The sequence below is a fragment of the Streptomyces sp. NBC_01260 genome (assembly GCF_036226405.1).
GTDB classification, from domain to species: domain Bacteria; phylum Actinomycetota; class Actinomycetes; order Streptomycetales; family Streptomycetaceae; genus Streptomyces; species Streptomyces laculatispora.
Genome location: NZ_CP108464.1, coordinates 2339729 through 2354178, shown reverse-complemented (window position 1 = coordinate 2354178; position 14450 = coordinate 2339729). Strand labels below are relative to the sequence as shown.

The following is a 14450-nucleotide window of genomic DNA, read 5'->3' as shown; positions in this document are numbered from 1 at the left end:
CGCTGCGGAATATTCCGGCTGGTGGAAGATACAAAGGGGCGCGGGTGCGCTCAGTTGTCGACCAGTGCGAAGGTCTGGCCGGCGATCTCCAGCTCCTCGTCCGTCGGCACCACGGCGACCGCGACCCGTGCGTAATCCGGCGAGATCAGCCGCGGTGAGCTGGACCGTACGGCGTTGAGATCCGCGTCCACCACCAGGCCGAGCTCCTCCAGACCGGCGATCGCAGCCTCCCGTACCGGTGCCGAGTTCTCGCCGACCCCCGCCGTGAACACCACGGCGTCCACCCGGCCGAGGACCGCCGAATAGGCGCCGATGTACTTCTTCAGCCGGTGGACGTAGATGTCGAAGGCGAGCGCGGCACGTGCGTCGCCCTCGTCGATCCGGCGCCGGATCTCCCGCATGTCGTTGTCGCCGCAGAGGCCGACCAGACCGCTCTTCTTGTTGAGCAGGACGTCGATCTCGTCCGCCGACATTCCCGCCACCCGCTTGAGGTGGAAGGTGACGGCCGGATCGATGTCTCCCGATCGCGTACCCATGACCAGCCCCTCCAAGGGGGTCAGTCCCATCGAAGTCTCCACGCACCGGCCGCCCGCCACCGCGGAGGCCGAGGCGCCGTTGCCCAGGTGGAGCACGATGACGTTGACGTCCTCGGGCGCGTGGCCCAGCAGCGCGGCCGTCTTGCGCGAGACGTACGCGTGCGAGGTGCCGTGGAATCCGTAGCGCCTGATCCGGTGCGCGTCGGCCGTCTCCACGTCGATCGCGTACCGGGCCGCGTACTCCGGCATCGTGGTGTGGAACGCGGTGTCGAAGACCGCCACCTGCGGCAGGTCGGGGCGCAGCGCCCGGGCGGTGCGGATGCCGGTGATGTTCGCCGGGTTGTGCAGCGGCGCCACCGGGACCAGGCGCTCGATCTCGGTGAGCACCTCGTCGGTGATCACGGTCGGCTCGGTGAACCGCAGCCCGCCGTGCACCACCCGGTGGCCGATCGCCGCGAGTTCGGGGGAGTCCAGGCCGAGCCCGTCGGCGGCCAGCTCCTCGGCGGCCGCCCTGAGCGCCGCGTCGTGGTCGGGGATCGGGCCGGTGCGCTCCCTGCTCTCGCCACCGCCGCCGGCCAGCGGGGTGTGGACGAGCCGGGAGGTCTCCTCGCCGATCCGTTCGACCAGCCCGGACGCGAGCCGGGACTGGTCGCGCATGTCCAGGAGCTGGTACTTCAGGGAGGAGGAGCCGGAGTTGAGGACGAGCACCCGGCCGGCCGCGGGGGTGGCGTCCTCGGTGTTCGGGATGGTCATGCGGGTCGCTCCTCGCCCTGTGCCTGGATCGCCGTGATCGCCACGGTGTTGACGATGTCCTGCACCAGTGCGCCCCGGGACAGGTCGTTGACGGGTTTGCGCAGCCCCTGGAGGACCGGCCCGACGGCCACCGCTCCCGCCGAGCGCTGCACGGCCTTGTAGGTGTTGTTTCCGGTGTTCAGGTCCGGGAAGATCAGGACGGTCGCCTGGCCCGCCACCTCGGAGCCGGGCAGCTTCGTCGCGGCGACGCTCGGCTCCACCGCCGCGTCGTACTGGATCGGGCCCTCGATCATCAGGTCCGGGCGGCTCGCGCGCACCCGATCCGTCGCCTCGCGGACCTTGTCGACGTCCGCTCCCGTGCCCGAGGTCCCCGTCGAGTACGAGAGCATCGCGATCCTGGGCTCCACGCCGAAGCGGGCGGCGGTGACCGCGGACTGGACGGCGATGTCCGCGAGCTGCTCCGCGTCCGGGTCCGGGTTGACCGCGCAGTCCCCGTACACCAGGACCTTGTCGGCGAGGCACATGAAGAAGACCGAGGAGACGATCGAGGCTCCCCCAGAGGCTTCGCCCTGGGAGGTGCCCCCCTGCTTCGTCTTGATGATCTCGAAGGCAGGCCGGATGGTCGCCGCCGTGGAGTGCGCGGCCCCCGAGACCATGCCGTCCGCGAGCCCCTCCTGGACCATCAGGGTGCCGAAGTAGTTGACGTCCGAGACGACGTCGTACGCGAGCTCGACCGTGACCCCGCGGTGGGCGCGCAGCTGCGCGTACCGCTCCGCGAAGGCCTGGCGCAGCTCGGAGGTCTGCGGGTCGACGAGCTGGGTGCCGGCCAGATCGATGCCGAGGTCGGCGGCCTTCTTGCGGATGACGTCGGGGTCGCCGAGCAGCGTGAGATCGCAGACGTCACGCCGCAGCAGTACGTCGGCGGCGCGCAGCACCCGTTCCTCGGTGCCCTCGGGCAGGACCACCCGGCGCCGGTGCGCGCGGGCCTGCTCCAGCAGTTCGTGCTCGAACATCATCGGCGTGACCCGGCCGCTGCGGGCGACCGATATCCGGTCGAGGAGCGCCCCGGTGTCGACATGGCGCTCGAAGAGTCCCAGCGCTGTCTCGGCCTTGCGCGGCGTCGCCGCGTTCAGCTTGCCCTCCAGGGCGAAGAGCTTCTGGGCGGTGGGGAAGGAACCGTCGGCCACCGCGACGACCGGGGTACCCGGTGCGAGCCGTGCGGCCAGCTTGAGTATCTCCTCGCCGGGCCGTTCGTTCAGCGTCAGCAGCAGGCCCGCGATGGGCGGCGTCCCGGCGCTGTGCGCGGCCAGCGAGCCGACCACCAGATCGGACCGGTCCCCGGGCGTCACCACCAGGCAGCCCGGCGTCAGCGCGTTCAGCAGGTTCGGCAGCATCGCGCCGCCGAACACGAAGTCCAGCGCGTCCCTGGCCAGCCCCGCGTCGTCGCCGAGCAGCACCGTCCCGTCCAGCGTCGCGGTGATCTGGGCGACCGTCGGCGCGGAGAGGGCCGGATCGTCGGGCAGCACCGAACAGGGGACGGGCAGCGTGGCCCCGAGCCGGTCCGCGATGACCTCGCGGTCCGCGGAGGCCACCCGGTTCACCACCATTGCGACGACGTCGCAGCCCAGACCGGCGTACGCGCGGTAGGCATTGCGCGTCTCGGCCCGCACGGACTCCGCGTTCTGGTCCTGGCCGCCGACCACCGCGATCACCGAGGCGCCGAACTCGTTGGCGAGCCGGGCGTTGAGGGCCAGCTCGTCGGGGAGCTGGGTGGCCGCGAAGTCGGTGCCGAGCACGAGGACCACCTCGTACTTCTGTGCCACCCGGTGGAAGCGGTCGACGAGCCGGGAGACGAGTTCGTCGGTACCCTGCTCCGCCTGGATCGCGGAGGCCTCGTGGTAGTCGAGACCGTAGACCGTGCCCGGGTCCTGGGAGAGCCGGTAGCGGGCCCGCAGCAGCTCGAACAGCCGGTCGGGATCGTCGTGGACCAGCGGGCGGAACACTCCGACCCGGTCCACCTGACGCGTCAGGAGCTCCATGACTCCCAGATCGACGACCTGGCGGCCGTCTCCCCGGTCGATCCCGGTCACGTACACGCTGCGCGTCACGCGTGCTCTCCCGTCCTTGCCTGGCAGGTTTGGGTGGTATCGCCTGTTTGACGATACCTGCGGGGGCCGAGGGGCCGCCCGCCGGGCGAAAGCCCCTCTCCGCGGCCGTCGGCGCCGCCCGCCGCGAGCGGCCGGCGGCCCCCGGAGCGGCCGAGAGCGCGAGGTACGTACCTGGCATGGGACAATCACCGTGGCTCACGGTACGGGGGATTGTGTAGTTATTGCCGGACAGGCCCTAGCGAGCAGGAGATATAGCACGATGCGCATCGGAGTTCTCACCGCAGGCGGCGACTGCCCAGGCCTGAACGCAGTGATCCGCTCGGTCGTGCACCGTGCCGTGGTGGGTCACGGTGACGAGGTCATCGGATTCGAGGACGGGTTCAAGGGCCTCCTCGACGGCCACTTCCGCCCCCTCGACCTCAACGCGGTCAGCGGCATCCTCGCCCGCGGCGGCACCATCCTCGGCTCCGCCCGGCTGGAGCGCGACCGGCTGCGCGAGGCCGCCGAGAACTGCGCCGAGCTGAGCCGCCGTTACGGCATGGACGCGCTGATCCCGATCGGCGGCGAGGGCACCCTCACGGCCGCCCGGATGCTCTCGGACGCCGGGATGCCCGTCGTCGGCGTACCGAAGACCATCGACAACGACATCTCGGCCACCGACCGCACCTTCGGCTTCGACACCGCGGTCGGCGTCGCCACCGAGGCCATAGACCGGCTGAAGACCACCGCCGAGTCCCACCAGCGCGTCATGGTCGTCGAGGTGATGGGCCGCCACGCGGGCTGGATCGCGCTGGAGTCCGGAATGGCCGGCGGGGCCCACGGCATCTGCCTGCCCGAGCGGAAGTTCCAGGTCGAGGACCTGGTCAAGATGGTCGAGGAACGCTTCGCACGCGGCAAGAAGTTCGCGGTCATCTGCGTCGCCGAGGGTGCGCACCCGGCCGAGGGCTCGATGCCGTACGCCAAGGGCGCGATCGACCAGTTCGGCCACGAGCGCTTCCAGGGCATCGGCAACCGCCTGGCCGTCGAGCTGGAGACCCGGCTCGGCAAGGAGGCCCGGCCGGTCATTCTCGGCCACGTGCAGCGCGGCGGCACGCCGACCGCCTACGACCGGGTGCTCGCCACCCGCTTCGGCTGGCACGCGGTGGAGGCGGCGCACCGGGGTGACTTCGGCCGGATGACGGCGCTGCGCGGCAACGACATCGAGATGGTGCCGCTCGCCGACGCGGTGACCCAGCTGAAGAGGGTCCCCCTGGACCGGATGGACGAGGCCGAGTCGGTCTTCTGACCGAGCCCGCCGAGCAGCACGACCGGGCCGTGACCGTCCACACAGGACGGTCACGGCCCGGTCGTCTTCGTGCTGCCGGACCCGGAGCGTCAGGCCTCGGCCGTCTGCCAGAACCGGTCCACGATCCGCGCCAGGAACGCCCGGCCGGCGTCGCCCGACCCACCCTCCCGCTCGGTGCCGGTACTGCTCCAGCTCAGCGTGGACACCATCAGCGCCTGGTACTCGGAGTGCATGTGCTCCAGTACGCCCTGGAGCAGCCGCCGGTCCACCGGCACCAGCTTCGCGACCGGCCGTACGTACGCCTGCCAGCGCGTCGTCACGGCGCTCCGCAGCAGCTCGGCCAGCTCCTCGTCCCGTCCGGTCGCCGTCACGAAGTCGGCGGCCGTCAGCCCCAGCGCCTCGGTGAGCGCCGCGGACTGGCGCTCGTTGCCCCGCCACCGCCCGGACTCCTCCATGCGCAGATAGGCGGACGTGGCCATCCCCAGCAGCCCCGCCAGCTCGTCCGGAGCCAGCTCCCGGGCGACCCGGTGTTCGCGCAGGGTCCGGGCGGCGGTGAGGAGTTCACCGGGGGCGCACCACAACACCCCCGCGAGCGCCGTGAGTTCGTACTCGCTCGGCAAGGCGAGTCCACGCTCCCAAGCGGCTACGGTCTCGGCGGTGATCCGGAGTCCGTACTGGGCGCCGAGGCCGTAGGCGACATGACCGGGAGCCATTCCCAGGGCCTCGCGCAGTCTGCGCGCGGCGGGGGCGTTGAAAGGCGGGGTGGGGTGCACGGCCCTACCGTAAGAGGTCGGAGGCGGTCTGACTACGGTGTGTTCCACCGAGGCAACGGCTCGTAGGAAACTCCTAGGGGGAAAACCCGGGCGCGGGAGCGCCCCGTGCGGGGTGCCGGGACGGCCCGGGGACCCGCTCAGCGGGCCTCGGGCACCCACCGGTAGTGCAGTTCCGGGCGTCCGATCTGTCCGTAGTGCGGACTGCGGGCAGCGCGGCCGGCGGTCACCAGATGTTCCAGGTAGCGGCGCGCGGTGATGCGGGAGATCCCCAGCTCCACGCCCGCGGCGGCCGCCGTCATCCCGTCCGGGGCCGAGCGCAGCACCCGGGTCACCGCCTCCAGCGTCGGACCGCTCAGGCCCTTGGGCAGCCGGGCGGGCTGCGGGGCGCGCAGGGAGGCGAGCGCGCGGTCGACCTCGTCCTGGCCGCTCGCCTCACCGGCCGCCGCCCGGAACTCGGCGTAGCGGACGAGCCGGTCGCGCAGGGTGGCGAAGGTGAACGGCTTCAGCACGTGCTGGACGACGCCGAGCGACACCCCCTCCCGGACCACGGCCAGTTCGCGGGCCGAGGTCACGGCGATCACATCGGCGGCGTGCCCGGCGGCCCGCAGCGAGCGCAGCAGGTGCAGACCGTGCCCGTCCGGCAGATACAGGTCCAGGAGCAGCAGATCGACCGGAGTGCGCTCCAGCGCCCGCACCGCCTCGGCCCGCGAGTGCGCGACCGCGGCCACCGCGAATCCCGGGACGCGGTCCACGTACAGCCGATGGGCGTCGGCGGCGACCGGATCGTCCTCGACGACCAGCACCCTGATCACTGGGTTCATGTGGCCCTTTCCCTTCGCGCGCCGCTGCCCTCGGGGAGCGGCAGCCGTACGGTGAACTCCGCGCCGCCGTCCGGCCCCCGCTCCAGTGTGACCGCGCCGCCGTTGCGGTGCGCGGCCTGCCGCACCAGCGCCAGACCGATCCCGCGGCCGGCGCCGTGGGTCGACCAGCCGCGCCGGAACACCTCCGCGGCATCGGCCGGGTCGACGCCCGTCCCGTTGTCGGCGACCCGCAGCAGGAGTTCGCCGTCACCGGCGAGTGCCGTGACGGTGACCCGGGCGCGGGCGGGGCGGTGCGCCGACGGGGCGCGCCGGGCGGGGACCGCGCCGCTGCCGGAGCCGGCGGCGGACGGGCCCGTCACCGCCTCCGACGCCGCGTCCACCGCGTTGTCGATCAGATTGCCCAGGACGGTCACCAGATCGCGCTGCGGCAGCGACGCGGGCAGGACCCCGTCGTCGATCAGGCTGTCGTCCGCCAGCACCAGCTCCACCCCCCGCTCGTTCGCCTGCGCCGCCTTGCCCAGCAGCAGGGCCGCCAGCACCGGTTCGGCGACCGCGCCGACGACGCGGTCGGTCAGGGCCTGGGCCAGTTCGAGCTCCGCCGTGGCGAAGCCGACCGCCTCCTCGGCCCGGTCCAGCTCGATCAGCGACACCACCGTGTGCAGCCGGTTCGCCGCCTCGTGGGCCTGCGAGCGCAGCGCCTGCGTGAAGCCCCGCTCCGAGTCCAACTCGCCCGACAACGCCTGAAGTTCCGTGTGATCGCGCAACGTGACGACGGTGCCGCGCCGCTCGCCGCCCACCACCGGACGGGTGTTGACCACGATCACCCGGTCCGCCGTCAGATGCACCTCGTCGACCCGCTCCTCGGAGGCGAGCAGCGCCCCGGTCAGTGGCGCCGGCAGATCGAGTTCGGCGACCCGGCGTCCGACCGTACCCGGCGCCAGACCCAGCAGTTCCCGGCCCGCATCGTTGATCAGGGCGATCCTGCGCTGCCCGTCGAGCATCAGGAGCCCCTCGCGTACCGCGTGCAGGGTGGCCTCGTGGTAGTCGTGCAGCCGGCTCAGCTCGGCGGCGTTCATCCCGTGGGTGTGCCGGCGCAGCCGGGCGTTGATCACATAGGTGCCGATGCCGCCGAGCGCCAGCGCCCCACCCGCCGCCAGCCCCAGCGCGCCCAGCTGCGCCCGCACCTGTGTGGAGACCCGCTCGACCGTGATGCCCGCACTGACCAGGCCGACGATCCGGCCGCCGTCCCGGACGGGCGTGACGACCCGGATGGAGGGGCCGAGCGTGCCGGTGTACGTCTCCGAGAACGTCTCGCCGCGCATGGCCCGCGCCGTGTGCCCGAGGAAGGTCTCGCCGATCCGGTCGGCATCGGGGTGCGTCCAGCGGACCCGGTGCGGGTCCATGATCGTCACGAAGGCGATCCCGGTGTCCCTGCGGACCTGCTCCGCGTACGGCTGGAGGACGGCCGACGGGTCCGGGGTGCGGATCGCCTCCCGGACCGACGGTGAATCGGCCACCGACAGGGCCGCCGCCCTGACCTGCCGGGCCGCGGTCTCCCGGGCCTGCGCGCTGCCGGAGGCGTACGCGAAGAACGCGCACCCCGCCACGACGGCCGCCACCAGCACCACCTGCATGGCGAAGAGCTGTCCGGCCAGGCTGCGCGGACGGGGACGGGGAAAGCGCATGGCCACAGTTTGCCCAGGGCCTGTCCGGCGGATCATGACCGGGGTCGCCCCTGATCCGCCGGACAGGCCCTGGCCGAAAACATATGAACGAAATGCACGTAACGGTGACCGGGGTCACAGGGGACGGAATAGTCGCCGGGGCCCCCAGGGACGGGGGAGGAACCCCCCAGGGACGGGGGAGGAACAAGGACGAGCCGAGGAGACCCCCGTGGGAGTGGCCGCCGCCAAGCGGGACCGTACGAAGTATCTGTATCTCGCCGTGATCGTGGCGGTGGGACTGGGGATCCTGGTGGGCCTCGTGGCCCCGGATGCCGCCGTCGAGCTCAAGCCGGTCGGAACCGGCTTCGTCAATCTCATCAAGATGATGATCTCGCCGATCATCTTCTGCACGATCGTGCTGGGGGTCGGCTCGGTCCGCAAGGCAGCCAAGGTCGGCGCGGTCGGCGGTCTGGCCCTCGGCTACTTCCTGGTGATGTCGACCGTCGCTCTGGCAATCGGTCTGGTCGTCGGCAACCTCCTGGAGCCCGGCTCCAGCCTCCACATCACCGAGGCGGTCCGGGCCGCGGGTGAGAAGCAGGTCTCGGGGCCCAGTGAGTCCACCGCGGACTTCCTGCTCGGCATCATCCCCACCACCATGGTGTCGGCCTTCACCGAGGGCGAGGTCCTGCAGACCCTGCTCATCGCCCTGCTCGCGGGCTTCGCGCTGCAGGCCCTGGGCTCGGCCGGCGAGCCGGTCCTGCGCGGCATCGGCCACCTCCAGCGCCTGGTCTTCCGCATCCTCGCCATGATCATGTGGCTGGCCCCGGTCGGCGCGTTCGGCGCGATGGCGGCCGTGGTCGGCGAGACCGGCGTGGACGCGCTGAAGTCCCTCGCGGTCATCATGATCGGCTTCTACATCACCTGCGCGCTCTTCGTGTTCCTGATCCTGGGCACGCTCCTGCGCCTGGTGGCCGGGGTGAACATCTTCTCCCTGCTGAAGTACCTGGGCCGGGAGTTCCTGCTCATCCTCTCCACCTCCTCGTCCGAGTCGGCCCTGCCCCGGCTGATCGCGAAGATGGAGCACATGGGTGTCAGCAAGCCGGTCGTGGGCATCACCGTGCCGACCGGATACTCCTTCAACCTCGACGGCACCGCGATCTATCTGACGATGTCCTCGCTCTTCATCGCCAATGCGACGGGTGACCCGCTGAGCATCGGCGAGCAGATCTCGCTGCTTGCCTTCATGGTCATCGCCTCGAAGGGTGCGGCGGGCGTCACCGGCGCCGGTCTCGCCACTCTCGCGGGCGGCCTCCAGTCGCACCGCCCCGATCTGGTCGACGGCGTCGGCCTGATCGTCGGCATCGACCGGTTCATGAGCGAGGCCCGCGCCCTGACGAACTTCGCCGGCAACGCGGTCGCCACGGTCCTGGTCGGCACCTGGACCAAGGAGATCGACAAGGAACGTGTGGACCAGGTCCTGGCCGGCGCGCTCCCCTGGGACGAGTCGATGCTCGGCGTGGACGACGTGCACGGCGGCGGGCCGGACGTCCCCGAGCCGCGCGAGGGCGAGCGCGAGGTCTCGATGACGAAGGCCTGAGCACCCCGGGCACGGGAGGACTGAAGCCCCTCAGCACCCCATGCACGCCGGGCCGGTACGGGAACCCCGTACCGGCCCGGCGTGTGTCCGCGCTCGCGCCGGCCCCTGCCCGATCCGGCGCTTGCCTTGACGTCGACGTCAAGGATTACCGTCGAGGTATGCGAATCGGGGAGCTGGCCGAGCGGGCCGGAACGACGACGCGGACTCTGCGCTACTACGAGTCGCGCGGGCTGCTGCCCACGCGGCGGGCGGAGAACGGCTACCGCACCTACGACGAGGGCGATCTGCGGCTGATCCAGCAGATCCGGACCCTGCAGGACTTCGGGTTCGACCTGGAGGAGACCCGGCCCTTCGTCGAGTGTCTGCGGGCCGGCCATCCGGCCGGTGACGCCTGCCCCGCCTCCCTCGCCGTCTACCGGCGCAAGCTCGGCGAGCTCGACTCGCTCATCGAGCAGCTGCGGACGGTCCGTACGGAGGTGGGCGCCCAGCTGGCCCGCGCCGAACTGGAGGCGTCGTCCGACCTGCCCGGCGGCCCCGAACCACGATGCGAACTGGGAGGATGACAGATGATCCAGGTGCAGGGCGTTGCCGAGGTCACCGACGAGAGCTTCGACGGGGAGGTGCTGGGGGCCGGACTCCCCGTCCTCGTCGAATTCACCGCCGACTGGTGCGGACCGTGCCGCCAGCTCGCCCCCGTGCTGGGAGCGATCGCGGCCGAGGAGAGCGAGCGCATCAAGATCGTCCAGATCGATGTCGACCGGAACCCCGGGATCACCTCCCGGTACGCGGTGCTGTCGATGCCGACCCTGATGGTGTTCCGGTCGGGTGAGCCGGTGAAGTCGATGGTCGGCGCCCGGCCGAAGCGCCGGCTGCTCCAGGAGCTGGAGGACGTGTTCGAGGCGGTGTGAACGGGCGGGCCCCGCAGGCGTGATCACGCCTGCGGGGCCCGCCCGTCGCTCACGCCGGCTTGAACCACACCGTCGCCAGCGGCGGCAGCGTCAGTGCCACGCTCGTCGCCCTGCCGTGGAACGGTACGGCCTCCGGCTTCAGCGGTTCGTCGTTGCGTACGTCGCTGCCGCCGTACCGCCCCGCGTCCGTGTTCAGGACCTCCGTCCACGCCTCCGGGCCGTCCGGCACCCCGATCCGGTAGTCGTGGCGGACCACCGGCGAGAAGTTGCAGACGGACAGCAGCGGTGAGCCGTCCGCGTCGAAGCGCAGGAAGGCGAAGACGTTGTCCTCGGCGGCGTCCCCCGCCACCCAGGCGAACCCCTCCGGAACGGTGTCGAGCTGCCAGAGCGCCCCGGTCGCCCCGTACACCGTGTTCAGATCGCTGACCAGGGTCCGGACGCCCCGGTGGTCGCTCTCCGCCGCGTACGACGGATCGAGCAGCCACCAGTCCGGGCCGTGGCCCTCCGACCACTCCGCCCCCTGGGCGAACTCCTGGCCCATGAAGAGGAGTTGCTTGCCCGGGTGGGACCACATGAAGCCGAGGTAGGCGCGGTGGTTGGCGCGCTGCTGCCACCAGTCGCCGGGCATCTTGCTGACCAGCGACCGCTTGCCGTGCACGACCTCGTCGTGCGAGATCGGCAGCACGTAGTTCTCGCTGTACGCGTACACCATCGAGAACGTCATCTCGTTGTGGTGGTACTTGCGGTGCACCGGCTCCTTGGACACGTACTCCAGCGAGTCGTGCATCCAGCCCATGTTCCACTTCAGCCCGAACCCGAGCCCGCCGAAACCACCGGGACCGACGTGGTGCGTGGCGCGGGTGACACCGTCCCAGGCGGTGGACTCCTCCGCGATGGTGACGACGCCGGGACTGCGCCGGTAGACCGTGGCGTTCATCTCCTGGAGGAAGGCGACGGCGTCCAGGTTCTCCCGGCCGCCGTGCTCGTTCGGAGACCACTCGCCCTCCTCGCGCGAGTAGTCGAGGTAGAGCATCGAGGCGACGGCGTCGACCCGCAGCCCGTCGATATGGAACTCCTCGCACCAGTAAGTGGCGTTGGAGACGAGGAAGTTGCGCACCTCGGTACGGCCGAAGTCGAATTCGAGGGTGCCCCAGTCCGGGTGTGCGGCCCGCTGCGGGTCCGAGTGCTCGTACAGCGGCCGGCCGTCGAACTCGGCGAGCGCCCACTCGTCGCGCGGGAAGTGCGCGGGCACCCAGTCGACGATGACGCCGATCCCGGCCCGGTGCAGCGCGTCGACCAGGAAGCGGAAGTCGTCCGGTGTGCCCATCCGGGAGGTCGGGGCGTAGAAACCGGTGACCTGATAGCCCCAGGAGCCGCCGAAGGGGTGCTCGGAGACCGGCATCAGCTCCACATGCGTGAACCCCAGATCACGTACGTACGCGGGGAGTTGCTCGGAGAGCTGGCGATAGGTGAGACCGGGGCGCCAGGACGGCAGGTGCACCTCGTAGACGGACAGCGGCGCCTCGTGCACCGGGACGTCCCCGCGACGGGCCATCCACTCCTGGTCCCGCCAGACGTGGTGCGCGGCCGTCACGACCGAGGCGTTGGCGGGCGGGACCTCGGCCTGGCGGGCCATCGGGTCGGCGCGCAGTGTGTGCGAGCCGTCCGGGCGGCAGATGTCGAACTTGTAGAGCGCCCCCTCCCCGATCGCGGGCAGGAACAGCTCCCACACCCCGGTGGAGCCGAGCGAACGCATCGGGAAGCCGGTGCCGTCCCAGTAGTTGAAGTCACCCGCGACGCGAACCCCCCGGGCGTTGGGGGCCCAGACGGTGAACCGGGTCCCGGTGACGCCCTGGTGCTCCATCGGCTGGGCCCCCAGCGCGGTCCACAGCTCCTCGTGCCGGCCCTCGCCGATCAGATGCAGATCGAGATCGCCGAGCGCGGGCAGGAAGCGGTACGGGTCCTGGACCTCGATCTCGTTGTCCTGGTAGGAGACCAGGAGCTGGTACTCGGGGACCGACGGCATCGGCAGGAGCCCGGAGAAGAAGCCGTCGCCGTCCTCGTGCAGTTCGGCCCGGAGCCCCTTGGCCAGCACGGTTACGGACCGCGCGAAGGGCCGCAGCACCCGGAACGTCACCCCGCCGCGGATCTGGTGCGCGCCGAGCAGGTCGTGCGGGGCGTGGTGCTCACCCGCCAGGAGCCGGGCCCGGTCCCCGTCGTCCAGGGTGCGGGCCGGGCGGACCCCCTGACCGCCGCCGGCGCGGCGGGGATGCGGCGGGGCCGCCGCCCGGTTCGCCCGCTTGGCGGGCGCGTTCGCGGTGACCGGATCGGGGGGCGGGGCGCTCGCTTCCACCGGTGCGAGGGTCCCGGCGGCCGGGCCTGCGGCGGTGGCGTCCGGATGTTCGGCGGGTGCCGCGGAGAGAGCGGCTTCGGAGGTGGTCGGAGCGGGATCGGGCGCTTTGCGGGACGGCTTGCGGGCGGTCACAGGGACAGCCTCCTCGGGGGGTATGGATGGGGCGGGAGGGGTGGGGCGCCGCGTGCGGGTGCGGGGGTGCGCGGCGGCGGGTGTCAGTCGGTGGCGGCGGCCAGGCGGTGGATGGCGGCCATCGGGACCGGAAGCCAGTCGGGCCGGTGCCGTGCCTCGTACAGCACCTCGTACACCGCCTTGTCGGTCTCGTGGGCCCGCAGCAGCTCCGGTTCGGCGCGGGGGTCGAGGCCCGCGGCCTCCGCGTAGCCGTCGCAGTAGGCGGACCGGCAGCGCGCCGCCCAGTCGGCGTTCCAGGGCCGGTGCGAGCGGGCCGCGTAGTCGAAGGAGCGGAGCATCCCGGCGATGTCGCGCACCGGTGGCTGCGGGCTGCGGCGCTCCGGGAGCGGGCGGGCCGGCTCGCCCTCGAAGTCGATCAGCGACCAGAAGCCGTCGGCCCCGCGCAGGGTCTGGCCGAGGTGGAGATCGCCGTGCACCCGCTGGGCCGCCCAGCTCCGCCCTTGGTGGCCCAGCGCCGTCACGGCGTCGAACGCGGCGCGCAGCCCGGGGACGTAGGGCACCAGCTCCGGCACCGCGTGGGCGGCCGCCTCCAGCCGCCGCACCATGCCGGCGGCCTGCTCGTCGGTCTCGCCGCGGCGCAGCGCGGGGGTGGGCAGCGCCGCGGCGAGCGCGGTGTGCACCTCGGCGGTGGCCTGTCCCAGCGCGCGGGCCTCGGGTCCGAAGTCGAGACCCGTCGCGAGTGCGCGCAGGGCGAGCTGCCAGCCGTCCTGCGCACCGCGCAGGAACGGCTGCAGCACGCCGAGCGTGAGGTGCTCCGGTTCGGTGGACTCGAACCAGGCGACGGGGGCCGGGACGCGCCCGCACCCCTCGCGGGAGAGCGCGAGGGGCAGCTCCAGATCGGGGTTGGTGCCCGGGAACACCCGGCGGAAGATCTTGAGGATGTAGGCGTTGCCGTAGACGAGCGAGGAGTTGGACTGCTCGGTGTCCAGCACCCGGGGCGCGAGGCCGGCGGAGACCGGGGCAGCGCCCCGGCCGAACCGGAGGGCGCCGAGTCCGCCGGGGGTGCGCAGCCGCTCCAGCAGCAGGGCGGCCAGGCGCGGATCGTGCAGCCCGTCGTAGACGGTCAGCCCGGCCAGCGGGCCGTCCGTCACATGCCCGATGAGGGCGGGCGCCAGCCGGGTCGGCAGGGTGGACCGTACGCCGAGCAGTAACTGGTAGCAGTCGATGGGCGGCTGGGCGGGCATGGTGGGCTGATGGACCCGGACCAGCAGATGCAGCAGCCCGGGGCCGGCAGCGGCGATGCCGGCCTTCTCCACCGGCAGTATCTCGGTCGCCGACACGAGCGAGAAGGCCGTGATCGGCCGTCCCTTGCCCGCGAACCACCGCTGCCGGGGCAGCCATTCATGGAGCAGCGGTCCGAGAGACGGGAGCAGGGCTGTGCTGTTCGCCAGGGTGACCTGAGCGGATGCAGCCTCCGACATGGCATCGCGTCCTTTCCCCGGGCACACCACAGGATGCGA

At 72.0% G+C, this 14450-nt stretch carries 11 protein-coding genes; 4 read left to right on the top strand and 7 right to left on the bottom strand.

Features of this window, described 5'->3' with window-relative positions; genetic code table 11:
* Positions 1-50: 50 nt before the first annotated feature.
* Positions 51-1289, bottom strand: a complete 1239-nt coding sequence (locus tag OG322_RS09980) for an acetate kinase (RefSeq protein ID WP_329306313.1) — start codon at positions 1287-1289, stop codon at positions 51-53.
* Positions 1286-3397: a phosphate acetyltransferase gene (gene pta / locus OG322_RS09975; RefSeq protein WP_123461725.1), complete on the bottom strand. Its 2112-nt coding sequence runs from the start codon at positions 3395-3397 to the stop codon at positions 1286-1288. Before pta ends, OG322_RS09980 begins: the two co-directional genes overlap by 4 nt.
* A 259-nt stretch (positions 3398-3656) precedes the next feature.
* Between pta and OG322_RS09970 the strand changes: the two genes are divergently transcribed.
* Positions 3657-4682 carry an ATP-dependent 6-phosphofructokinase gene (locus OG322_RS09970; protein WP_123461726.1) on the top strand — a complete coding sequence of 342 codons (1026 nt, stop codon included), beginning with the start codon at positions 3657-3659 and terminating at the stop codon, positions 4680-4682.
* Positions 4683-4771: 89 nt separating this feature from the next.
* Here the strand turns inward: OG322_RS09970 and OG322_RS09965 are convergent, their stop codons facing one another.
* The 3 genes from OG322_RS09965 to OG322_RS09955 all read right to left on the bottom strand — a co-directional run bounded on the left by OG322_RS09965 (position 4772) and on the right by OG322_RS09955 (position 7961).
* Positions 4772-5395 (bottom strand): helix-turn-helix domain-containing protein, encoded by a 624-nt coding sequence (locus OG322_RS09965; protein WP_123461727.1) that lies wholly within the window; start codon positions 5393-5395, stop codon positions 4772-4774.
* 197 nt (positions 5396-5592) lie between these two features.
* Positions 5593-6267, bottom strand: a complete 675-nt coding sequence (locus tag OG322_RS09960) for a response regulator (RefSeq protein ID WP_123461728.1) — start codon at positions 6265-6267, stop codon at positions 5593-5595.
* Positions 6268-6272: 5 nt separating this feature from the next.
* On the bottom strand, positions 6273-7961 hold the full coding sequence (locus tag OG322_RS09955) for a sensor histidine kinase (RefSeq protein ID WP_329306312.1): 1689 nt from the start codon (positions 7959-7961) through the stop codon (positions 6273-6275).
* Positions 7962-8169: 208 nt separating this feature from the next.
* On the opposite strand from OG322_RS09955, the gene OG322_RS09950 reads away from it, so the two are divergent.
* The 3 genes from OG322_RS09950 (at position 8170) to trxA (ending at position 10445) form a co-directional block, all read left to right on the top strand.
* Positions 8170-9537, top strand: a complete 1368-nt coding sequence (locus OG322_RS09950; protein WP_329306311.1) for a cation:dicarboxylate symporter family transporter — start codon at positions 8170-8172, stop codon at positions 9535-9537.
* Positions 9538-9695: 158 nt separating this feature from the next.
* Positions 9696-10100: a MerR family transcriptional regulator gene (locus OG322_RS09945; RefSeq protein ID WP_124285066.1), complete on the top strand. Its 405-nt coding sequence runs from the start codon at positions 9696-9698 to the stop codon at positions 10098-10100.
* A gap of 3 nt (positions 10101-10103) precedes the next feature.
* Positions 10104-10445 carry a thioredoxin gene (gene trxA, locus OG322_RS09940; RefSeq protein ID WP_123461732.1) on the top strand — a complete coding sequence of 114 codons (342 nt, stop codon included), beginning with the start codon at positions 10104-10106 and terminating at the stop codon, positions 10443-10445.
* A gap of 49 nt (positions 10446-10494) precedes the next feature.
* Here trxA and glgB read toward each other — a convergent pair whose 3' ends face one another.
* Entirely contained in the window at positions 10495-12930 is a 2436-nt protein-coding gene (gene glgB, locus OG322_RS09935) for a 1,4-alpha-glucan branching enzyme (protein ID WP_123461733.1), read from the bottom strand.
* 83 nt (positions 12931-13013) lie between these two features.
* On the bottom strand, positions 13014-14411 hold the full coding sequence (locus OG322_RS09930; protein ID WP_123461734.1) for a maltokinase N-terminal cap-like domain-containing protein: 1398 nt from the start codon (positions 14409-14411) through the stop codon (positions 13014-13016).
* Positions 14412-14450: the final 39 nt, after the last annotated feature.

Coding starts and splice junctions, on each gene's coding strand:
- OG322_RS09965 (WP_123461727.1), bottom strand. CDS start 5,395: ATGGCTCCCGGTCATGTCGCCTACGGCCTCGGCGCCCAGTACGGACTC.
- OG322_RS09930 (WP_123461734.1), bottom strand. CDS start 14,411: ATGTCGGAGGCTGCATCCGCTCAGGTCACCCTGGCGAACAGCACAGCC.
- trxA (WP_123461732.1), top strand. CDS start 10,104: ATGATCCAGGTGCAGGGCGTTGCCGAGGTCACCGACGAGAGCTTCGAC.
- OG322_RS09945 (WP_124285066.1), top strand. CDS start 9,696: ATGCGAATCGGGGAGCTGGCCGAGCGGGCCGGAACGACGACGCGGACT.
- OG322_RS09970 (WP_123461726.1), top strand. CDS start 3,657: ATGCGCATCGGAGTTCTCACCGCAGGCGGCGACTGCCCAGGCCTGAAC.
- OG322_RS09955 (WP_329306312.1), bottom strand. CDS start 7,961: ATGCGCTTTCCCCGTCCCCGTCCGCGCAGCCTGGCCGGACAGCTCTTC.
- OG322_RS09980 (WP_329306313.1), bottom strand. CDS start 1,289: ATGACCATCCCGAACACCGAGGACGCCACCCCCGCGGCCGGCCGGGTG.